Source organism: Novosphingobium sp. AAP93 (genome assembly GCF_001296055.1).
Lineage (GTDB): Bacteria > Pseudomonadota > Alphaproteobacteria > Sphingomonadales > Sphingomonadaceae > Novosphingobium.
On record NZ_LJHZ01000059.1, the window covers coordinates 1 to 21,894 of the forward strand.

Here is a 21,894-nt window from a genome sequence, read left to right on the forward strand (position 1 = left end):
GGGGGGGGGGGGGGGGGGGGCCCTGTTAGGGCAAGCACCTCCTCAACCGAACATGCCCTCCCCTAACCCCTCCCGCCAGCGGGAGGGGAACTGGAGCGAAAAATGAACGACCTTACCAAGTTCACCAACCAGATCGCCAAGCCCGAGACCTTCGACCAGATCCAGATCGGTCTGGCGAGCCCCGAGCGCATCCGCAGCTGGTCCTTCGGCGAGATCAAGAAGCCGGAAACGATCAACTATCGCACGTTCAAGCCCGAGCGTGACGGCCTGTTCTGCGCGCGCATCTTCGGCCCGGTGAAGGACTACGAGTGCCTGTGCGGCAAGTACAAGCGCATGAAGTACAAGGGCGTCGTCTGCGAAAAGTGCGGCGTCGAAGTCACCGTCACCAAGGTGCGCCGCGAGCGCATGGGCCACATCGAGCTGGCCGCCCCGGTCGCGCACATCTGGTTCCTGAAGTCGCTGCCCAGCCGCATCGGCCTGCTGCTCGACATGCAGCTCAAGCAGCTTGAGCGCATCCTCTACTTCGAAAGCTACGTCGTGATCGAGCCGGGCATCACCCCGCTCGAGCGCTACCAGCTCCTCACCGAAGACGAGCTGCTCGACGCGCAGGACGAGTACGGCGAGGACGCGTTCTCCGCCGGTATCGGCGCCGAGGCGGTCAAGCAGATGCTGATGGACCTCGACCTCGAGCAGGAACGCAAGGACCTGATGGAGGAGCTCGCCACCACCAAGAGCGAGCTGAAGCCCAAGAAGATCATCAAGCGCCTCAAGGTCGTCGAATCGTTCATCGATTCGGGCAACCGCCCCGAATGGATGATCCTCGACGTGATCCCGGTCATCCCGCCCGAACTGCGCCCGCTGGTGCCGCTCGATGGTGGCCGTTTCGCGACGTCGGACCTCAACGACCTCTATCGCCGCGTCATCAACCGCAACAACCGTTTGAAGCGCCTGATCGAGCTGCGCGCGCCCGACATCATCGTGCGCAACGAAAAGCGCATGCTGCAGGAAGCGGTCGACGCGCTGTTCGACAACGGCCGCCGCGGCCGTATCATCACCGGCGCCAACAAGCGTCCGCTGAAGTCGCTGTCCGACATGCTCAAGGGCAAGCAGGGCCGCTTCCGCCAGAACCTGCTCGGCAAGCGGGTCGACTATTCGGGCCGTTCGGTCATCGTGACCGGTCCCGAACTCAAGCTGCACCAGTGCGGCCTGCCCAAGAAGATGGCGCTCGAACTGTTCAAGCCGTTCATCTACGCCCGCCTCGATGCCAAGGGTCTCTCGATGACCCTCAAGCAGGCCAAGAAGTGGGTCGAGAAGGAGCGCAAGGAAGTCTGGGACATCCTTGACGAGGTGATCCGCGAGCACCCGGTGATGCTCAACCGCGCGCCGACGCTCCACCGCCTCGGCATCCAGGCGTTCGAGCCCGTGCTGATCGAAGGCAAGGCGATCCAGCTCCACCCGCTCGTCTGCTCGGCGTTCAACGCCGACTTCGACGGTGACCAGATGGCCGTCCACGTGCCGCTTTCGCTGGAAGCCCAGCTCGAAGCGCGCGTGCTGATGATGTCGACCAACAACATCCTCTCGCCCGCCAACGGCAAGCCGATCATCGTGCCCTCGCAGGACATGGTGCTGGGTCTCTACTACCTCTCGATGGACCGCAAGGGCGAGCCGGGCGAGGGCATGATGCTGGCCGACATGGCCGAAGTGCATCAGGCGCTCTATGCCGGGGCCGTGACGATGCACTCGAAGATCATCGCGCGCGTCCCGCAGACCGACGAGAACGGCAAGCAGTACCTCAAGCGCTATGAGACGACGCCGGGCCGCATGCTCATCGGCGAGTGCCTCCCCAAGAGCCACACGGTGCCCTTCGAGCTGGTCAACCGCCTGCTCACCAAGAAGGAAATCGCCGACGTCATCGACCAAGTCTATCGCCACACCGGCCAGAAGGACACGGTGCTGTTCGCGGACGCGATCATGGCGCTGGGCTTCCGCAACGCGTTCAAGGCGGGCATCTCGTTCGGCAAGGACGACATGATCATCCCCGACAGCAAGGACGCGCTGGTGGCGGAGACCAAGGAACTCGTCGCCGATTACGAGCAGCAGTACCAGGACGGTCTGATCACCCAGCAGGAAAAGTACAACAAGGTGATCGACGCCTGGAGCCGCTGCGGCGATCAGGTCGCGGCCGCCATGATGGACGAGATCCGCGCCACCCCGATGGACGAGCATGGCCGCGAGAAGCCGGTCAACTCGATCTACATGATGAGCCACTCGGGCGCGCGTGGTTCGCCGACGCAGATGAAGCAGCTTGCCGGCATGCGCGGCCTCATGGCCAAGCCGTCGGGCGAGATCATCGAAACGCCGATCATCTCGAACTTCAAGGAAGGTCTGACCGTCCTTGAATACTTCAACTCGACCCACGGCGCCCGCAAGGGTCTCGCGGACACCGCGCTGAAGACCGCCAACTCGGGTTACCTCACCCGCCGTCTGGTCGACGTGTCGCAGGACTGCGTCGTCACCGTCGACGATTGCGGCACCGAGCGCGCGCTCGAAATGCGCGCGATCGTGCAGGGCGGTTCGACGATCGCCTCGCTCGGCGAGCGCATCCTCGGCCGTACCCTCGCCGAGGACCTGATCGAAGCCAAGACCGGCATCGTGATCTACCCCAAGGGCACCCTGCTCGACGAAGCCGCCATCGCCCGCATCGAAGCGGCTGGCGTCCAGTCGGCGCGCATCCGCTCGCCGCTGGTCTGCGCGGCGCAAGTCGGCGTCTGCGGCACCTGCTACGGGCGCGATCTCGCGCGCGGTACGCCGGTCAACATCGGTGAGGCCGTCGGCGTCATCGCGGCGCAGTCGATCGGCGAGCCGGGCACGCAGCTCACCATGCGTACGTTCCACATCGGCGGCGCGGCGCAGGTGAACGAGCAGTCGAACCTCGAATCGCTGTGCGATGGTACCGTGGTCTACCGCGACATCCCGACGATCACGGATTCGCGTGGCCGCCGCCTCAGCTTGGCACGCAACGGCGAGATCGTGGTGATGGACACCGAAGGCCGCGAGCGCGCGATGCACCGCGTGCCCTATGGTACGCACCTGCTCCACGAGAACGGCGCCACCGTGAAGCAGGGCGAACGCCTTGCCGAATGGGACCCGTTCACCCTGCCGGTGATCACCGACAAGCCGGGCGTGGTGCGCTATCAGGACCTCATCGACGGCCGCACCCTGACCGAACTGGTCGACGATGCGACCGGCATTGCCCAGCGCGTCGTGACCGAGAACCGGGCCGGCGGGCGCGGCAAGAAGGAAGACCTGCGTCCACGCCTGACCCTGCTCGACGAGAACTCGGGTGAAACCGCGCGCTATCTGATGGCGCCGGGCACCACGCTGTCGGTCGAGGATGGCCAGACGGTCCAGGCCGGTGACGTGCTGGCGCGCGCCAGCCGCGAAGCCGCCAAGACCCGCGACATCACCGGCGGTCTGCCGCGCGTCGCCGAACTGTTCGAAGCGCGCATCCCGAAGGACAACGCGATCATCGCGAAGATTTCGGGCCGCATCGAATTCGTCCGCGACTACAAGGCCAAGCGCAAGATCGCGATCATCCCCGAGGAAGGCGAACCGGTCGAGTACCTGATCCCCAAGTCGAAGGTGATCGACGTCCAGGAAGGCGACTGGGTCAAGAAGGGCGACAACCTGATCTCGGGCTCGCCCAACCCGCACGACATTCTGGAAGTGCTCGGGGTCGAGGCTCTGGCCGAATACCTCGTCGCCGAAATCCAGGAAGTCTATCGCTTGCAGGGCGTGAAGATCAACGACAAGCACATCGAGGTGATCGTTCGCCAGATGCTGCAGAAGGTCGAGATCACCAATGGCGGCGATACCACGCTGCTGCCCGGCGAGCAGATCGACCTCGAGGAAATGAACGAATACAACGCCAAGCTGGCGCCGGGCATGGTTCCGGCCGAAGGCAAGCCGGTGCTGCTCGGCATCACCAAGGCCTCGCTGCAGACGCGTTCGTTCATCTCGGCGGCCTCGTTCCAGGAGACCACCCGCGTGCTCACGCAGGCGGCGGTCGAGGGCAAGAAGGACTCGCTGATTGGCCTCAAGGAGAACGTGATCGTCGGCCGCCTCATCCCCGCCGGTACCGGCGCGGGCATGAACCGCCTGCGCGTCGCGGCGACCAGCCGTGATGCAGCGCTGCGGGCCTCCTATCGCAAGCTCCAGGAATCGCTCATCGCGCCCAGCTCCGCGGCCGAAGAGCATGCCGCTGAGCTGGCACAGGGCCCCGAAGCAGCGATCGGCGACGATCCGCTCGCGGCGGTCGAGGGCGAGACCCATGGTCTCGACGCCGATGCCGGTGATTACCTGATCGAGGGTGACGAGGCCTGATCGGCTGAGTTCACTCTGCTGATACACCTGAAACCCCGTCGGCCTCGGCCGGCGGGGTTTTTGGTTTCTCACGAGCACGCTACGTAGTTCCGTCAGGGCTGCCGGGTGCCCGCTGGCAAGGGCTTGGCTGCTAGGAACCGAACGCGGACTTCTCCTTCCGGTAGGTCCCGTTTCGGAGTCTTTCGGCATGCTCGGCGGTGTAATGCTCAGCGACAAGGCGCGTGGCGGCGCGCGGCTTCTCATCGGTCTGCTCATGGCGATGATCGCACTCGCTTCGGCGGTGGTCTACGCGATCCGCGCCGATGGCCCGATGACTCAAGGCAGCGCCCTGCAGGCGGAGATCCTCGCCGACGTGCTCCCGCCCCCGGCTTTCGTCGTCGAGCCCTATCTCAACGCATCGCTGATCGTACACAATCCTGACCGCGCCGGCCCCTATCTCAGCGAGCTCAAGGACGAACGCGCCGAGTTCGAGGCGCGCAAGGTCTACTGGAAGACCGCGCCGGTCCCTGAGCAGCTCCGCCAGCCGCTGAACGATACCATCGCGGCAGCCGACAAGTTCTGGCAGGTGATGGACAGCAAGTTCCTGCCCGCCGTGACCAGCGGCAACCGTGAGGCCATGAACGCAGCCTTCACGATGGACATCGCGCCGATCTACGGCGTCCAGCGCGAGCAGGTGCGCAGCATCGTCGCGCTCAGCCGCAGCTACAGCGCCGATACTGCCCGCAGCAACACACAGCTCACCGCCTTGGCGCTGACAGGGCTGGCGGTGCTGGCGCTGGGAATGCTCGGACTGATCCTGTGGACTGCGCGTGCAGCCCAGAAGCTGGTTGTCTCTCCGCTCGTCGAAACCGCATCCACCATGCAGCGCATGGCCGATGGCGATACCGGCGTAGTCATCGAAGGCACCGAGCGGACCGACGAGATCGGCCAGGTAACACGCGCCATGCAGGTCTTTCGCGAGGCCGAGGAATGGCGGCAGCAGGCCGCTGTCGCGCAGACGGCGGTGGTCGAGGCGCTTTCCGCCGGACTCGCCCGGCTCGCAGCCAAGGATCTCGAGCACCAACTCACCACACCCTTCCCGCCTGCCTACGAAACGCTGCGTGAAAACTACAATGCGGCGGTGTCGTCGCTCGCCGAAGCCCTGCGCATTGTCCGCATCGGCACCGCCAGCGTGCAGGGCAGCATTGCCGAGATCGGCGCCGCCGCCCACGATCTCGCGCTGCGTAACGAAGCCCAGGCCGCGCGCATCGCCGAAACCGCGCGGGCGATGGATGCGGTTACCGGCATTGTCCATGAAACCGCCACCGGCGCGCAGGCTGTCAGCTCGACGATCACGCAGGCCGACCGTGAGGCGGGCGAAGGCGGCGAGGTCGTGCGCCGCGCGATCGAAGCGATGGCCGCGATCGAGCATTCCGCGCAGGAAATCGGCCAGATCATCAGCGTCATCGACGGAATCGCCTTCCAGACCAACCTGCTGGCGCTCAACGCCGGGGTCGAGGCGGCGCGTGCGGGCGAGGCCGGCAAGGGCTTTGCCGTCGTCGCCACCGAAGTGCGCGCGCTCGCCCAGCGCAGCGCCGATGCCGCGCAGAGCATCAAGGCGCTCATCACCACGAGCGGCGAGCAGGTCGCCACCGGCGTCGAACTCGTCCGCGAGAGCGGCACCCGGCTCGAGGCGATCGTGCGGCGGATCGGCGAGATCAGTGCGCTCACGGGGAGCATCGCCGGCTCTGCGTCGCGTCAGGCCGCCAACCTCACCCAGATCAATGCGGCGATGGGCGAGATGGACCGCATGACCCAGCAGAACGCCGCGATGGTCGAGGAGTCCTCCGCCGCCACGCGCAGCCTCGCTGCCGAAGCCTTGCGTCTCAACGACCTGGTCAAGACCTTCCGCACCCGCAACGTGGCGCACCGTCCCCCCGCGATTGCCGCGCCCGATACGGTGCGGCGCAAGTCCGCGGTCGATGTCCCATCCGAGCCCCTGCCGCTCGCGCTGGCGAGCTGACGCGCTTCGGCCCCGTCTCAGGCGTTCGCGCAGGCCATCCGCTCGAGCGCGGCGAAGCTGTCCAGCACGCCCGGATCGGCGAACGGTGCGATCTGCGCAAGGACAACCCCGGCGAAATCGCGCTCGGTGTCGATCCAGTAGTAGCAGTTGAAAATCCCCGCCCAGTGCAAGCTGCCCGGTGAACGCCCGGCCGGACCCGTCTCGGTGTTGACGAGGAAGCCGCCCAGCGTCCACCCGCCGCGCTGATCGGGCAGAGGATTGAAGGCGCTGGCAAAGCTCGGCATCGCGGTGGTCATCTCGCCCGCCGAGAGGTGCTCCGGCAGCGCGTCCACGCGCGCGATCTGTGCCATTTCCGGCGACAGCACGCGAACGCCGTCGAGCTCGCCGCCGCGCAGGATCATCCGCAGGAACCGGGCGTAGTCACCTGCCGTCGAGGACAGGCCGCCGCCGCCGTTGTGGTACTCGCCGCCGCCGAGCACCATGCCCTGCGTCTTGAAACCATCGCCCTCGCGCACATGGACTTGCGCCGCATCCGCATCCCACTCGGCGCGGAAGCGGGTCTGGGTCATTCCGAGCGGCCCGGTGATTTCCTTCTCGAACAATTCGCCCAGCGTCATGCCGGTCACGGCCTCCACCGCGAGGCCCGCCCAGTCGATCCCGACGCCGTATTGCCACTGCGTTCCCGGATCGAACAGCAACGGCAGATCAAGGCTGGCGCGCTTGCCCGCCGCCATCTTGCCGCTCGCCATCGCGTGGCGCAGCAGATCGGCATTCATGAAGGTATAGCCGCAGCCCGAAGTGTGCAGCAGCAGGTGGCGCAGCGTCACCGGTGTGCTCGCCGGGCGCAGGATCGCCCCGCCGTCCTCGCCGAACCCGTCGAGCACTTGCGGCTCGGCCAGTTCGGGCAGGATCGCCCCGACCGGCGCATCGAGATCGAGCTTGCCGCGCTCGACCAGCTGCAGCACCGCCACGCTGGTCAGCGCCTTGGTCATCGAGGCGATCTGGAACAGCGTATCCTCGCGCATCGGCACGCCGTTCACGGCATCGGCCATGCCCGACACGTGCACATAGCGCGTGTCCTTGCTGTCGGTGATCAGCGCCACCGCACCCGGCAGGTTGGCCGCCGCGACAACGGCCTCGAATTCCGCGATGCCTTTCATATCCCGTCCCTCTCCATTCCCGCCAGCCCTCTTCGGGGCTCTGCGGTCATCAACGCTGCTTGCGGTGTTCCCCCTTGACCCAGCGCACGGTGCCCGAGCTGGCGCGCATCACCACGCTCTCGGTCGTCATCACGCCGTTCTTGTTGGTCTTGACGCCCGCCAGCAGCGAACCGTCGGTCACGCCCGTCGCCGCGAAGATGCAGTCGCCCTTCGCCAGTTCCTTGAGGTCGTAGACATAGTTCAGATCGGTGATGCCCCACTTGCGCGCGCGGGCCTTCTCGTCATCGTTGCGGAACAGCAGGCGGCCCTTGAACTGCCCGCCGACGCAGCGCAGCGCCGCCGCGGCGAGCACGCCTTCCGGCGCACCACCGGTGCCCATGTAGAGGTCGATGCCGGTGTCCTCGTTGGTCACCGCGATCACGCCCGCCACGTCGCCGTCCGGAATGAGGCTGATGCCACAGCCGAGCGCGCGCAGTTCGGCGATCAGCTCGGCATGGCGCGGGCGGTCGAGCACGCAGACGATGATGTCGCTGGGATCGACACCCTTGGCCTTCGCGACGGCACAGACGTTCTCGCCCGGCGTTTTGTTGAGGTCGATGATGCCCTCGGGATAGCCCGGGCCGACCGCCAGCTTTTCCATGTAGACGTCGGGCGCGTTGAGCAGGCCGCCCTCTTCGGCGACGGCCAGCACGGCGAGCGCGTTCGGCCCGGCCTTGGCAGTGATCGTGGTGCCTTCCAGCGGATCGAGCGCGATGTCGATCTTCGGCCCCTTGCCCGGCGCCGCGCCGACTTTCTCGCCGATATAGAGCATCGGCGCCTCGTCGCGCTCGCCCTCGCCGATCACCACGGTGCCGTCCATGTACAGCTCGTTGAATGCGGCGCGCATGGCTTCTACCGCGGCGGCGTCGGCGGCCTTTTCATCACCCCGGCCGATCAGCTTGGAGGCCCCGATGGCGGCCGCTTCGGTCACGCGGACCATTTCGAGGACGAGAACGCGGTCGAGAACCTGGGATGCGTCGGGGGCGGGGCGGGTCTGGGTCACGTTGACTCCTGAGGCTCGTTGGCGGAAAGCTGGGCATGCCCTAGACGGGAGGATGCTGGGTTGTCGAGGCGCGGAATTGTATACGGGCACGCGTTTCGTGCATTCCTATGCGTGAACCTGTCATTCCTGGCAACGGGAACGGCGCAGGCGCAGGCGCAGTCCACTCCGGCTGCGCCAGCGGCACAAGCGCCTGCCGATACGCCGGCGGATTCGGCCCAGACCGATGTCAACGCCGAGATCGCGCAGCGCCTGCTAACCGCCGGTCAGCCCAAGAAGTGCGAGAAAGCCGGGCCGGACGGCGCGATCATCGTCTGCGGCGGGCGCGCTGAAAGCGAGAAGGAGCGGTTGCCGCTGCGCGATCAGCTCGAATCGGCGAAATCCACCCGCGATGGCCTGCCGCGCGCGCCCAACGTCAGCGGCCTGCCCGATTGCAGCCGGGGCTGCATCGGCTTCGGCTCGGCCCCTGCACCGATGTACTTCTTCGACATCACCAAGCTGCCCGAAGCCCCGCCTGATTCGGACGCCGACAAGATCGCGCGCGGGGAAATCCGCGCGCCGTAGCCGGATCAATCCTCCTGGATCAGCCGCAGCAGACTGCCGTCAGGATCGATCAGTGCGCCGACCAGGCCACCCCAAGCCTCTCGCTTGGGGCGGTGCAGACGTGGCCAGCCTGTTGTAGATTCGGGTATGCCAGCCGCCTTGAGCTCGCTGTAGAAAGACCCGACGTCATCGAGGCGCAGGCAACTGCCAAACGAGCTCATTGCCGGATCAAGGTCCGGGTAGGGAAAGAACTCAAGCGTCAGGCCGCCACGCTCGAGGATCATCCAGCTTGCGTCGCGCCACGATTCGGTGAACCCGAACAGCTCATAAAACCGCGCTGTCACGCCGAAGTCGCGTGATGGCAGATTGGGCGTGGCGTGGTCCGCCATGACGGATCAATCCTCGAGCAGGTGCATCACCAGCGGCGGCGCCGCGAGGCTGGGGGAGCCGTCGAGCAGCCGCAGCGCTTCGGCGATCGCGCTTTCCGGGCCTTCGTGCGTGACCATTGCCACCAGCACCGCTTCGGTCGAACCGATCGCGGCGCGCCCTTTCTGGATCAGGCTTTCGATCGAAACGCCCGCATCGCGCATCGCCGCGGTGATCTCGGCCAGCACGCCGGGGCGGTCGGCCACGGTGAAGCGCAGATAGGCCTTGCCGGTGCGGTGGCCGCTGCTGGCAGGCGCGGCCTTCTCCAGCTCTGCAGCGGGGATCGAGAACGGTGCGCCGATATCCCCGCGCGCGATGTCGATCAGATCCGCCACCACGGCGCTCGCGGTCGGGCCATCGCCCGCGCCCGCGCCCTGGAACAGCAACCGGCCCACGAAGTTGCCTTCCGCCACCACCGCATTGGTCGCGCCGTCGACATGCGCCAGCGGGTGATCGCGGTGGACCAGCATCGGATGCACCCGCTGGAACAGGCGGCGCTGCCCGGCTTCGTCCACTTCGGTCTCCGCCATGCCGATCAGGCGGATGTAATAGCCGAGCGCATCGGCCTGCGCGATATCGGCGGCGAGCACGCGGCGGATGCCGGTCGCGGCAACAGGGCCGAAATCGATCGCGGTGCCGAACGCGATGCTTGAGAGGATCGCCAGCTTGTGCGCCGCGTCGATGCCGTCGATGTCGAACGTCGGGTCGCTCTCGGCATAGCCCTTGGCCTGCGCTTCGCTCAGCACATCGGCGAAGTCGCGGCCGGTGTCCTCCATCGTCGAGAGGATGTAATTGCAGGTGCCGTTGAGGATCCCGTAGATGCGGTCGATGTGGTTGGCTGCCGCGCCTTCCTTCAGCGCCTTGATGACCGGGATGCCGCCTGCCACCGCCGCTTCGAACTTGAACGCCACCTTGGCCGCCTCGGCCTTGGCGGCCAGTTCCAGCCCATGGTGCGCGACCATCGCCTTGTTCGCCGTGACCAGCGCCTTGCCCGCCTCGAAGGTCGTGCGCGCCAATGCCAGCGCCGGGCCGTCCGCGCCGCCGACCAACTCGACCACCACGTCGACATCGGGCCGCTCGCCCAGAATCACCATATCGTCTTCCCACGCGTAGCTGGAAAGATCGACGCCGCGGTCCTTATGGCGGTTGCGCGCGCTGATCGCGCTGATCGTGATCGGGCGGCCCGCACGCCGCGCGATGAGGTCAGCATTGGCCTCCAGCAGCCGGATGACACCGCCGCCGACGGTGCCAAGCCCGGCCAGCGCGATGCGCAAAGGTTCGCTCATGATGATCCCCGTAAAATCTTATGGCGCGCCTTAGGGTAGCTGATCCGCCCCCGCAACCGCCGGTGGTGAGTATGGTTCAGCGCGCGTTTCAGCTCTTCGGACGCTTGCGGGTGCACGGTCCCAGATCGGCCAGCACCTGCGCGTAATCCTCCGCCGCGATTCGCCGGTCGTTCAGCGTGTCGGAGATGTTCGCGCGCTCGGGTAGCTTCGCCGGGAGGCCGCAGGCGAGCCGGTACCACGCGATTGTTGCAGGCAGCGGCGCGCGCGCGGCGGAATCGACGATCTCGGTGAAGCTCACCCCCCAGGTCGTCGGCTGGCCGGGGCGCCGCAGCACCGAGATCGAGACCGGCGCCCCTGTCGCGGTGCCCAGAAACAGCTGGGTTTCGCCCTCGCCTGCAAGGTTCCCGGTCACATGCAGCGCTTCGCGCAGCGCGGTGATCGGCGGCGGGGCATCGGGGCGGGTGGTTTCGGTGAGGATCGACCGCAGCGTCGCCTCGCGCGCCGGAGTGAGCGCCAGCATCGCATCGGGCGCCACAAGCTGCAGCTCGCCCGGCCGCTCGGGCACCATCCGGGCGAGCACCAGCACCTGCGTCTTGCCCAGCTTGGGCGGCTTGCCGCGCGCATCGAGCGGGACGTCGGCAAGGAATCGGATCGATTCGCCGATGTTCTCGCCGATGAGCAGCGCCTGCGTCCGGGCTTCCACGTAGAGCCGGGCGCGACCCGCGGGCAGGCCGGGCGCCTCCTCGGGCTTCAGGCGGACCGCCTTGCGCACCTCGGCGCGCACCACGACCTGCGCGGGGAGCGCCAGATCGACCAGATCGGCGTAGGAAAAGTCGGGATCGGCCTCGAGGCCGGGGGCCATCGGAACCGACAAAGCCGTTTCCTGTCCGTAGCTTGCGGCTGCGCCGCCGAGGCCGAGCGCGGCGGCAGCGAGAATGCGCGCCCAGGTCGGAAAGGATGCGCGGGTCCGGGAGAAATGGGTGGTTCGGAGCATTCGTGGGTCCTTGGATTCGCTGTCGCTGGATAGCGCAAGTGGCCGTGCCAAGTCCTGTTTCAGGCAGCGAAACTGTGAATCGATGGTTAACCGATAAAGCATTTGCGCGGCTTTGGCTTCGGCGTTAAAGCTCGCCGCTGTCGGGGATTTCAACAATGAAAGCCCGCAAAAGCCGCCGCCGGGTTCCTTGCACCCGATGTCGGCGGTCCGGTTTGCCGGCAGGGTGGAATGAAATCGCTGGATTGGCCAATCGCGCTGGATGGGTGATTCCATGCGCGATTCCGTGATCGTCAGCATCCGCAGGATGTGTGCCGATCGCGGAGAATCAGGAGTTTTGGAGCTGAATGGCATACGCTGACCAACAGATGAGCGGTAACAAGATCACCGCGCTCATCATCGTTGCGATCCTTCATGTCGGCTTGGGCTATGCGCTGGTAACAGGGCTGGCTTACGAAGCGTACAAGAAGGTCAAAGAGGTGACCTCGGCGGTCAACATCGAAGAAGAGAAGCCGCCGGAAACACCCCCGCCCCCGCCGCCCCCGAAGGATCAGCCGCCGCCGCCCATCGTGGCGCCGCCGCCGCCGATCACGTTCAACGCGCCCGCGCCGCAGATTGAGACCGTGACCACGCCGCCGCCTCCGGCTCCGGTGTTCACGACCGCTGCGCCGCCGCCGCCGCCCCCTCCGCCGCCGCCCAAGTTCCAGCCGAAGGGCCCGGCGCCGAAGGGCAGCCCCGGCAACTGGGCCACGTCGAACGACTATCCTTCGCGTGCGCTGCGTGAAGAGCGCGAGGGTGTCACCGGCTTCCGTGTCTCGGTCGGTACCGACGGCAAGGTTGTGTCGTGCGAAATCACCAGGTCGAGCGGCAGCCCCGATCTCGACCAGGCGACTTGCGACAACGTCCGCCGGCGCGCCCGGTTTGCCCCCGCCACCGATGGCGAAGGCAATCCGACTACCGGTTCGTACGCAAACTCGATCCGTTGGGTGATCCCGAAGGACTGACCTGACTGGCGCGGCTTCTCCTTGAGGGGAAAAGCCGCAACGCCCGAGCTTATCTTTTTTGATCCATTCTACGAAATATTGAAGAGGAAGACCCGAATGCTCATCGAAACCCTCGCTGCGGCTGCCGCATCCGCCGCTCCCCAGAACAAGTTCGGTATCGCGGAAGTTCTGTTCCCCGGCGGCAAGCCTGCCTGGATCCCGCTGACCACCTTCACGATCCTCGTGGTCATGTCGGTCGGTTCGTTCTTCATCCTCTTCACGAAGTGGGCGGAGCAGGCCAAGATCCTCAACCAGCACAAGACCCTTTCCGGTTTCTGGCGCGCAGCCAGCCTGCGTGAAGGCGCGGGCAAGCTCGAGAAGAACTCGGCCTGGCGCCAGATCGTCGACGACGGTCTCTCGGCCGAAGACGCTGCCGGCAAGATGGACGAGTCTGAAGGTCACGACTGGATGCACGGTTCGCTCGCCCGTTCGGAAGCGACCATCAACTCGAAGCTCGCCGGCGGGCTGCCGTTCCTCGCGACCGTCGGTGCGACCGCGCCGTTCATCGGTCTGTTCGGTACCGTGGTCGGCATCTACGGCGCGCTCATCAACATCGGCATCGCCGGTTCGGCTTCGATCGACAAGGTCGCGGGTCCGGTCGGTGAAGCGCTGATCATGACCGCGCTCGGTCTGCTCGTCGCGGTTCCCGCGGTGCTCGCCTACAACTACCTGCAGGCCCGCAACAAGCGCATCGCCGAACTGCTGACCGGCTTCAGCACCGACGTGCTCGCCAACCTCGCCTCGAAGGGCGTGGTGAAGCCTGCGCTGCCGGCTGCTCCGGCTGCCAAGCCCGCTGCCCCGGCTGCGGCTCCGGCCAAGAAGTAAGGCCCGAATACGCGGAAACGAAGCGGGGATCGGTGGGCCTTTCCACCCTCCCCCTTCGGGAACAACGCGGGTTCCAACCGGGCCGCGAAGGGCTCCAGAAGGACCCGGATGACCCGGTTTACCGTGGACAGATCGGATAGGAACTAACCAATGGCAATGTCTGTAGGCGGCGGGGGCGAAGAACGCCCAATGTCGGACATCAACACCACGCCGCTCGTGGACGTGATGCTCGTGCTGCTGATCATCTTCCTCATCGCGGTTCCGGTCGCGATCCAGACCGTCGAGAAGCTCAAGGTCCCTGTGCTGCCGTCCGAAGAGACGCAGGACAAGGTCGAGAACCTGCTCGTGACGGTCGTCTCGACCGATGCCGGCGGGCGCAGCCCGGGCCAGGGCGGCTATGAAGGCTCCTCGCGGACCGGCCAGTGCCGCGTCTACATCAACAACATCACCCCGGTCGATAACAACGAACTCTACAAGATGGCGTTCGACCGGCTTGATGCGATCGTGAAGCGGGCCGGCGGCGCGCAGAACATGGAGCCGGACAAGATCCCCGAAGTGCACATCCGCGGCGACGTGAACGTCCCCTGGAAGTGCATCGCCGGTGCGATCTACAACGTGCAGATTGCGGGCTATCCCAAGGTCGGCTTCATCTCCACCCCGGTTGATCCCAACGGCTGATCACCGTCCGGTCATCCGGGTCAACGAGACCAAACAGGAGTAACCCCCATGGCAATGAGCGGCGGCAAAGACGATGGCTCGCCGATGATGGAGATGAACACGACGCCGCTGATCGACGTCATGCTCGTGCTCCTCATCATGTTCATCATCACCATCCCCGTGGCCACCCACTCGGTCAACATCGACCTGCCGCAGGCAACTCCGCCGACGGACAAGCCGAAGATCGATCCGGTCAAGAACAAGCTGGTGCTCACCACGCAGAACACGATTCTCTGGAACGGTTCGCCGATCACCGAAGGCAATCTCGTCTCGCTGCTTCAGGCGACGAAGGCGATGAACCCCGAGCCGGAACTCCAGTTCCAGCCCGAGGAATATGCCTCGTACGAAATCGCGAACCGCATGCTGAAGATCATCACTCAGGTGAAGGTCAGCAAGTTCGGCTTCGTCGGCAACGAGAACTTCGCAACGTTCAGCAAGTAACGTCGCGGCGGTTATCAGCCACACACGAGTGCTGGAAACGATCAGGGGGCGGAGCAATCCGCCCCTTTTTCGTTGCGCTGGCCGCCTCGCTCCAAAGCGGAATGAAACGGCATTGCCGGATCAATCGGGAAAGCGCACATTGAGGGCATTCCAAGGTTGGCTTCATTTCCACCCCGGAACCCGTGAGGCTGATCGTTTTTCGTCCGGGCACCCGGGGTTGAACAGGACCACCTACGATGGCTCTCAGTGGCAGCAAAGCCGATGCCTCTCCGATGATGGACATCAACACGACGCCGCTCATCGACGTCATGCTTGTCCTCCTCATCATGTTCATCATCACCATCCCCGTGGCGACCAATGCGATCAACTTCGACCTGCCGCAGCAGGGTGGCACGCCGCCGCCGGTTCCCATGAATGCCATGAAGAACAGGCTGGTCCTCACAGCGCAAAACACCATCCTCTGGAACGGCACGCCGATAACCGAAGGCGATCTCGTCTCGCTGCTGGAGGCAACCAAGGCCTACAAGGAGCCGCCTGAACTCCAGTTCCAGCCCGAGGAATTCGCTTCCTACCCGGCGGCAAACCGGTTGATGCGGATCATTACCGTGTCGAAGGTTCCCAAGTTCGGCTTCGTCGGGAATGAACAGTACGCTGGCTTCAGAAAGAACTGACACGGCAAGCTGATCGGGTGCGGGGACGAGGCAATCCGTCCCCGCACCCGCTATTCCGGCCGCATCGCCGCCGAAGCCAGGCTCTCGGCCTCCAGCAGCAGCTCGTCATCCGCGGCGCCCGCTGGCACCGATTCCCGCCCGATCATCACCATCAGCGGCACGGCCAGCGGCGTCACCCGCTCCAGTTCGACATGGACAAGTTCCGCCGCCGCCCGGTCCAGCAAGGCGCCCAGCCGGCCCACATCGGTCATCCGCGCCCGCGCATCCGCCCACGCCGCCTCGATCAGCAAGTGATCCGGCTCATGCTTGCGCAGCACGTCGTAGATGAGGTCGGTCGAAAAGGTCACCTGCCGCCCGCTCTTGCGCGCGCCCGGCTGCTGCCGCTCGACGAGGCCTGAAATCACTGCCACCTCGCGGAATGCCCGGCGCAGCAGATAGGAATTCTGCACCCACTCGACAAACTCATGGGTCAGAATGTCCGGCGACAGCAGCGGCGCTGGGTCCTTCACCGGCCGCAGTCCCCACACTCCCAGCGCGTAGTCGTTGGCCACGAAGCCCATCGGCCCCAGTCCGGCCTCCTCCATCCGCCGGGTAATCAGCATCCCCAGCGACTGGTTCGCGTTCCATCCTTCGAACGTATAGTAGACCGTATAGGCCCGCCCCCCATGCGGAAAGCTCTCGACCAGCAGCTCCCCCGGCGCCGGCAACCGGCTGCGCCAATCCTGTACTTCGAGCCATTCGCGCACGTCGTCCGGGAACCGCCCCCAGCCCGCCCGGTCTGCCAACATCGCCTGTACCCGCCCCGACAGATGCGTCGTCAGCGGCATGCGCGCCCCGTTGTAGCTCGGGATCTGCCCCGCCGACTTGGCCCCGCGCACGATCAGCTCCAGATCGCGCACGCCTTCAACCTCAAGGTCCATTCCGGCAAAGCGGAAGGTATCCCCCGGCTTCAGTCCCGCTCCGAAGCTCTCCTCCACCTTGCCGAGCGAGCGCCCGTTGCGGAACCGCACTTCCAGCATTTCGGAATCGACGATGATGCCCGCATTGAGCCGATGGCGCGCGGCCTGCTGCGGATGCGTCAGCCGCCAGGTGCCGTCCTTCAGCCGCACGATCCGCTGGAACCGGTCGTAGGCCCGCAGCGCATAGCCCCCCGTCGCCACGAACTGCAGCACCCGCTCCCAGCCCGCCGCGTCGATCCACGCATAGGCCAATGACGAGCGCACCTCCGCCAGCAGCGCCGCCTCATGGAACGGCCCCGCGCAGGCCACCGCCATCACGTGCTGCGCCAGCACGTCGAGCCCCCCGGGGCGGAAGTCCTCCCCGTCGCGCTGCCCCTCATCGACCGCATCGCGCGCCGCCATCGCCTCCAGAAACTCGAAGCGGTTCCCCGGCACCAGCAACGCGCGACTCGGCAGGTCGAGCCGATGGTTGGCGCGCCCGATCCGCTGCAGCAGGCGCGAGGAGCCCTTGGGCGCGCCCATCTGCACCACCATGTCGATATCGCCCCAGTCGACGCCGAGATCGAGGCTCGCGGTGCAGACGAGCGCGCGCAGCTCGCCCTGCGCCATCGCCCCTTCCACCTTGCGCCGCGCTTCCTTGGAAAGCGAACCGTGGTGGATGCCGATGGGGAGCTTGTCCTCGTTGGCATCCCACAGCAGCTGGAAGATGTACTCCGCCAGAAAGCGCGTGTTGGTGAACACCAAGGTCGTCCGGTTGCGCCGGATCGCCTCGTAGAGCTGCGGCAAAGCCCAAGCCGCCGCGTGCCCGCCCCAAGGCACCCGCTGGCCATCATCGGGCAGCAGGATCTCGACTTCCGCCAGCGCGCCCGCTTCCCCCTCGACGAGCGCCGTGCTGTCCAGATCACCCCAAGGCGCCAGCCAAGCCCGGAAGCTCTCCGGATCAGCGAGCGTCGCAGATAGCGCCGCCCGCCGCAGCCCCGGCGCCAGTGCCTGCAGCCGGGTCAACGCCAGTGCCAGCAGATCACCCCGCTTCGAGGTTGCAAAGGCATGCACTTCGTCGATCACCACCCGCTGCAAGGTGCCGAACAGCTGCGCGCTTTCGGGATAGCTCAGCAGGAGCGACAGCGATTCCGGCGTCGTCAGCAGCACATGCGGCGGCTTCGTCCGTTGCCGCGCCTTCTTGTCGGACGAGGTATCCCCGCTGCGCGTCTCGACCGTGATGGGGAGGCCCATCTCGGTGATCGGCGTCAGCAAATTGCGCTGCACATCATGCGCCAGCGCCTTCAGCGGGGACACATAGAGCGTGTGCAGCCCCTCCGGCACCGGCCCAAGGCCCAGCCGCGACGGCGTGAAGGCGGCCAAGGTCGGGAGGAACCCGGCCAGCGTCTTGCCCGCGCCCGTATCGGCCACCAGCAGCGCATGTTTGCCCGCGTCGTCGGCCGCCAGCATCTCGGCCTGATGCCGCCGCACCCGCCAGCCGCGCCCCGCGAACCAGGCTTCGATTTCGGGCGGGATCGGCAGGTCGCTCACCCGGCGGACCTTAGCGCCTGATCCCCGAAGCCGCCAATTGCGCGTCAAGGGCAGCCAGCATCGCCGCGAGCCCCTCCTCGCTCCCGCTTTCCGCGCGCGCCGTCAGCATCGCCTCGGTGTTCGATGCGCGCAGCAGCCACCAGCCCTGCGGCATGGTCACCCGAACCCCGTCGATCGCGACCACGTCCGCCCCTTCCGCCATGAGCCGCGCGCGGACTTCGTCGATCACCGCGAACTTGCGCGCCTCCTCCACCGCAAAGCGCAACTCGGGCGTATTGACCATCACCGGCATCGCATCGAGCAATTCCGCCACCGACTTGCCCTGCCGCGCCACCGCCGCAATCAGCCGCACGGCAGCATAGAGCGCATCGTCGAACCCGTAGTAATCATCCGCAAGAAATACGTGTCCGGTCACTTCGCCACCGAGGACCGCACCAGTCTGCTTCATTTTGGATTTGATGTGGCTGTGTCCGGCCTTCCACATCAGCGGCACCCCGCCCAGCGCGCGGACGCGGTCAAACAGCGTCGCGCTCGTCTTGATATCGGCGATAACTGTCCCGCCCGCCTGCCTTTTCAGCACGTCTTCGGCAAACAGCATCAGCAGCTGGTCCCCCGCCAGCGCGCGGCCCTTGCTGTCCACCACGCCCAGCCGGTCCCCGTCCCCGTCGAAGGCTAATCCGAAGTCGAGTCGTCCCTGCGCGACGGCGCCGCGCAAATCGGCAAGATTGGCGTCGACGGAAGGATCGGGATGATGTCCAGGAAACGTGCCATCGACATGCGTGTGCAAGCAGATGTGGCGCCCCGCCATCCGGGCGACCAGCCGTTCGATCACCTCGCCCGCGGCGCCGTTCCCGGCGTCCCATCCGATGCCAAGGCACTCGAGGGCATCTGGCGCGATACCCTTCAGCCCGGCGAGCAACCGCTCGACGTAGGCATCCATGATATTGACCCGCTCGGCCGTCCCGTCGCCCAGCGCCCAATCCCCCCGGGCGGCGAGGCGGCCGAGATCGAGTATGTCTGGACCGAAGAACGGACCTCCGCGAAATACCACTTTGAAGCCATTCTGATCGGCGGGATTGTGGCTGCCAGTTATCTGAATGCCATCCTGCACTTGTGGCCCGGCCTGCACCTCTGACCCGGTCCTCACTTCTGGCATCGCGGCGCAGGCGAAGTAGAGCATCGGCGTCGGGCCGAGCCCGATCCGGACAGCATCCGCCCCGCTCGCGCACAGCCCGCTGACCAGCGCTTCCTCCAGCATCGGCGAACTGAGCCGGCCATCATAGCCCACCGCCACCGTCTTGCGCCCATCGCGCAGCACCCGCGTCGCGAAACTGCGCCCCAGCGCATAGGCATCGTCCGGCCCCAGCGTCTTGCCGATCGTGCCGCGAATGTCATATTCGCGCAGCACGCTGGGATGGAACCGGTGGCTCATGTCGCCCTGCCGGGAAGGGTTTCTCGCAGAGACGCGAAGGGAAAGAAGCGAGCAAAGAGCACGCGCCGGGCCGCGAGGCCCATTCTTCCTCCAGCGCGGCCTGTCTCAGTGGAGCCGTGCCGCCATCCCGGCCTCTTGGCGGTCTCTATTCCCTCTGCGTCTCGGGGAGAAACGCGAAGGTCAACCTCACCCCCGCCCATCAGGCCCGCGATTGGAAATCCGCGCCAGCAGCAGGTCGCGCGCCGCATTGGCCTCGTGCACCGCATCGTTGGTCCCGCCGCGATCCGGGTGGACCTTCAGCATCAGCCGCCGATGCGCCTCGATCACCTCGTCATACCCCGCATCCGCCCGCAGCCCGAGCAGGTTCAGCGCGCGCTTTTCCGCGGCTTCCCTGGCGTTCGGCCCCCACAGCTCCCACGGCCAGCGCCCGGCCAGCAGCCTGACCGCAAGGCAGGCCAGCGCCGCGAGGAACAGGAACTTCAAAGCACCGCTTCCATCGCCAGCTGCCCGCGCTCGGGGATCTTCAGCGCCAGCCCCGCCACCAGCGTCCGCAGCTCCTGCCGCGCGACCAGATGGCTGGTGCCCAGTTCACCCAGATGCCCCTTGTCGAGCAGGGTCAGCCCGCTCGGGAACAGCTCGCGATAGATCACGCGCTCCGAAAGGCCGCTGGCGATGCGGAAGCCGACGCGCTTGGAAAGCTCGGTCAGCGCCTGGTCGATGCGCTTCTGGTTGCGCGCCTCGGTATAGCCGGTGCGGTTGCGCACCACGACCCAGTCCATCTCCTTGCGCGCCTCGCGGATCGTCGCCATCGCCCGCTTCTTGCGCGCTTCCCAGATCAGCTCGGCATAGAACGAAAGGCGGCGCACCTTGAACGTCTCAGCATCGACTTGCCCGATCAGGTCGAAATCGACGAAGCTGTCGTTGAGCGGCGTCACCAGCGTATCGGCTTGCGTCGCGACATGGCGCGCCAGCGGATCGTCGCGGCCGGGCGTGTCGAACAGCAGGAAGTCGTGGCTCTCGCCCAGCCGCTCCGCCAGCGCGTCCAGCTCTTCGCTGCTCGTCCCGTCATAGACCGCGAACGTCGCCGTCGGCAGCGTGATGTCGCGCCGACGCATGGTCTCGGCGCGGTTCTCGAAATAGCGGTGCATCGTCCGCTGCCGCGCATCGAGGTCGATCGCCGCCACCCGCGCGCCCTGATAGGCCAGCGCGATGGCGACATGGACCGCCGTGGTCGACTTGCCGGTTCCGCCCTTCTCGTTGGCGAAAACGATGCGATAGGGAGCGGCAGACACGAGATGATCCTTTCTGTGAGTGGCGGGCCCCCTTGCCGCCGGGCACGGCACGGGTCTAGAGGGCGCGTTCCCCAGATCGGGGATTACTGGAGAGCCGAGCCGCGTGCAAATCCTGACCGCCGTCGAACCGCTTCGCGCGGCGCTTTCCGCGCTGAAATCGGGGGACAATTCGGTAGCCCTCGTTCCCACCATGGGCGCGCTGCACGAAGGCCACCTCACGCTGGTGCGCGAAGCCAGGGCCCGCGCGGATATCGTCGTGGTCTCGATCTTCGTCAATCCGCGCCAGTTCGGCCCCAATGAGGACCTTGCGACCTACCCCCGCCAGCTCGAAGCCGATGCCGCGCTGCTCGAGGCCGAAGGCGTGGACGTGCTCTGGGCGCCTACCGTCGAGGCGGTCTATCCGCCGGGCTACGCCACCACGATCCAGGTCAGCGGCCTCGATGCCGTCCTTTGCGGCGCGGCTCGGCCCGGCCATTTCGACGGCGTGGCGACGGTCGTGACCAAGCTGTTCAACCAGGTCCAGCCCGACATTGCGCTGTTCGGCGAGAAGGACTGGCAGCAGCTCGCGATCATCCGCCGCATGGCCCGCGATCTCGACCTCACACACCCCCACGCGATGCGCATCCTCGGCGTACCCACCGTGCGCGAGCCGGACGGCCTCGCCATGAGCAGCCGCAACAAGTACCTCACCCCCGAAGAACGCGCCGCCGCCCCCGCGATGAACCGCGCGATGCGCGAGGCAGCGGCGCAGATCGTGGGCGGCGCTGCGATCCCGGAGACACTGGCAGCGCTGCACGCCGCCATCCTTGCCGCCGGTTTCGCCCGCATCGACTACGCCGAACTGCGCGACGCCGCCACGCTCGAAGCGCTCGACCCCTGGGACGGCCGCTCCGCCCGCCTGCTGGTCGCGGCGCATATGGGCAAGGCGCGGTTGATTGACAATATCGCCGTTACTGTTTGAAGTAGAACGAAAAACCCACTCCCGACCCCGGGGGTACAGGCACCTGATCGCATCATAACCCCGCCATTCCGGATAAAGCTCGGTGTGACGATCTCCTTATGCCAACACCTTCGTCATTCCCGCGAAGGCGGGAATCCAGAGCGGCAAACGCAGCGCCAGCACCCCTGGATTCCCGCCTGCGCGGGAATGACGA

General features: G+C 66.3%; 18 protein-coding genes. 9 read left to right on the forward strand and 9 right to left on the reverse strand.

What is annotated here, in order from left to right; translation table 11 throughout:
* The first annotated feature begins 102 nt into the window (after positions 1-102).
* Both rpoC and IP83_RS10005 read left to right on the forward strand, forming a co-directional pair.
* Entirely contained in the window at positions 103-4,383 is a 4,281-nt protein-coding gene (rpoC, locus tag IP83_RS10000; RefSeq protein WP_054122077.1) for a DNA-directed RNA polymerase subunit beta', read from the forward strand.
* Positions 4,384-4,570: 187 nt separating this feature from the next.
* Positions 4,571-6,385 (forward strand): methyl-accepting chemotaxis protein, encoded by a 1,815-nt coding sequence (locus IP83_RS10005; RefSeq protein WP_231624997.1) that lies wholly within the window; start codon positions 4,571-4,573, stop codon positions 6,383-6,385.
* 17 nt (positions 6,386-6,402) lie between these two features.
* Here the strand turns inward: IP83_RS10005 and IP83_RS10010 are convergent, their stop codons facing one another.
* Together IP83_RS10010 and glpX are read right to left on the reverse strand one after the other, a co-directional pair.
* Positions 6,403-7,545 (reverse strand): serine hydrolase, encoded by a 1,143-nt coding sequence (locus tag IP83_RS10010; RefSeq protein WP_054122078.1) that lies wholly within the window; start codon positions 7,543-7,545, stop codon positions 6,403-6,405.
* Between the two features lie 49 nt (positions 7,546-7,594).
* A complete protein-coding gene (gene glpX, locus IP83_RS10015; protein WP_072383044.1) occupies positions 7,595-8,587 on the reverse strand; it encodes a class II fructose-bisphosphatase in 993 nt (330 codons plus the stop codon).
* Positions 8,588-8,698: 111 nt separating this feature from the next.
* Here glpX and IP83_RS10020 point away from each other — a divergent pair, with 111 nt between their 5' ends.
* Positions 8,699-9,148: a hypothetical protein gene (locus tag IP83_RS10020; RefSeq protein WP_054122079.1), complete on the forward strand. Its 450-nt coding sequence runs from the start codon at positions 8,699-8,701 to the stop codon at positions 9,146-9,148.
* Between the two features lie 5 nt (positions 9,149-9,153).
* Here IP83_RS10020 and IP83_RS10025 read toward each other — a convergent pair whose 3' ends face one another.
* The 3 genes from IP83_RS10025 to IP83_RS10035 all read right to left on the reverse strand — a co-directional run bounded on the left by IP83_RS10025 (position 9,154) and on the right by IP83_RS10035 (position 11,833).
* Positions 9,154-9,516 carry a bleomycin resistance protein gene (locus tag IP83_RS10025; protein WP_054122080.1) on the reverse strand — a complete coding sequence of 121 codons (363 nt, stop codon included), beginning with the start codon at positions 9,514-9,516 and terminating at the stop codon, positions 9,154-9,156.
* A 6-nt stretch (positions 9,517-9,522) separates the two neighbouring features.
* Entirely contained in the window at positions 9,523-10,839 is a 1,317-nt protein-coding gene (locus IP83_RS10030; protein ID WP_054122081.1) for a homoserine dehydrogenase, read from the reverse strand.
* A gap of 88 nt (positions 10,840-10,927) precedes the next feature.
* Positions 10,928-11,833, reverse strand: coding sequence for a hypothetical protein (locus IP83_RS10035; protein ID WP_054122082.1), 906 nt, complete (start codon positions 11,831-11,833; stop codon positions 10,928-10,930).
* Between the two features lie 344 nt (positions 11,834-12,177).
* On the opposite strand from IP83_RS10035, the gene IP83_RS10040 reads away from it, so the two are divergent.
* The 5 genes from IP83_RS10040 to IP83_RS10060 all read left to right on the forward strand — a co-directional run bounded on the left by IP83_RS10040 (position 12,178) and on the right by IP83_RS10060 (position 15,527).
* Positions 12,178-12,834, forward strand: coding sequence for an energy transducer TonB (locus tag IP83_RS10040; protein WP_054122083.1), 657 nt, complete (start codon positions 12,178-12,180; stop codon positions 12,832-12,834).
* A 96-nt stretch (positions 12,835-12,930) separates the two neighbouring features.
* Entirely contained in the window at positions 12,931-13,698 is a 768-nt protein-coding gene (locus IP83_RS10045; RefSeq protein WP_054122084.1) for a MotA/TolQ/ExbB proton channel family protein, read from the forward strand.
* Between the two features lie 150 nt (positions 13,699-13,848).
* On the forward strand, positions 13,849-14,376 hold the full coding sequence (locus IP83_RS10050) for a biopolymer transporter ExbD (protein ID WP_082364631.1): 528 nt from the start codon (positions 13,849-13,851) through the stop codon (positions 14,374-14,376).
* A gap of 48 nt (positions 14,377-14,424) precedes the next feature.
* The gene (locus tag IP83_RS10055) at positions 14,425-14,856 is read left to right on the forward strand and encodes a biopolymer transporter ExbD (RefSeq protein WP_054122086.1); all 432 of its coding nucleotides are present in this window, start codon (positions 14,425-14,427) and stop codon (positions 14,854-14,856) included.
* Between the two features lie 236 nt (positions 14,857-15,092).
* Positions 15,093-15,527 (forward strand): biopolymer transporter ExbD, encoded by a 435-nt coding sequence (locus tag IP83_RS10060; RefSeq protein ID WP_054122087.1) that lies wholly within the window; start codon positions 15,093-15,095, stop codon positions 15,525-15,527.
* A gap of 50 nt (positions 15,528-15,577) precedes the next feature.
* On the opposite strand, the gene IP83_RS10065 is transcribed toward IP83_RS10060, so the two are convergent.
* The 4 genes from IP83_RS10065 to IP83_RS10080 all read right to left on the reverse strand — a co-directional run bounded on the left by IP83_RS10065 (position 15,578) and on the right by IP83_RS10080 (position 20,740).
* Positions 15,578-18,016: a ligase-associated DNA damage response DEXH box helicase gene (locus IP83_RS10065; protein ID WP_054122088.1), complete on the reverse strand. Its 2,439-nt coding sequence runs from the start codon at positions 18,014-18,016 to the stop codon at positions 15,578-15,580.
* Positions 18,017-18,026: 10 nt separating this feature from the next.
* Positions 18,027-19,448 (reverse strand): phosphoglucomutase/phosphomannomutase PgmG, encoded by a 1,422-nt coding sequence (pgmG, locus tag IP83_RS10070; protein ID WP_054122089.1) that lies wholly within the window; start codon positions 19,446-19,448, stop codon positions 18,027-18,029.
* A 186-nt stretch (positions 19,449-19,634) separates the two neighbouring features.
* On the reverse strand, positions 19,635-19,931 hold the full coding sequence (locus IP83_RS10075; RefSeq protein ID WP_054122090.1) for a molecular chaperone DnaJ: 297 nt from the start codon (positions 19,929-19,931) through the stop codon (positions 19,635-19,637).
* Complete coding sequence (locus IP83_RS10080; protein ID WP_054122091.1) at positions 19,928-20,740, reverse strand: division plane positioning ATPase MipZ; 813 nt, start codon at positions 20,738-20,740, stop codon at positions 19,928-19,930. The genes IP83_RS10075 and IP83_RS10080 overlap by 4 nt, the downstream gene beginning before the upstream one ends.
* 103 nt (positions 20,741-20,843) lie before the next feature.
* Between IP83_RS10080 and panC the strand changes: the two genes are divergently transcribed.
* The gene (panC, locus tag IP83_RS10085; protein WP_082364633.1) at positions 20,844-21,701 is read left to right on the forward strand and encodes a pantoate--beta-alanine ligase; all 858 of its coding nucleotides are present in this window, start codon (positions 20,844-20,846) and stop codon (positions 21,699-21,701) included.
* Positions 21,702-21,894 lie beyond the last annotated feature (193 nt).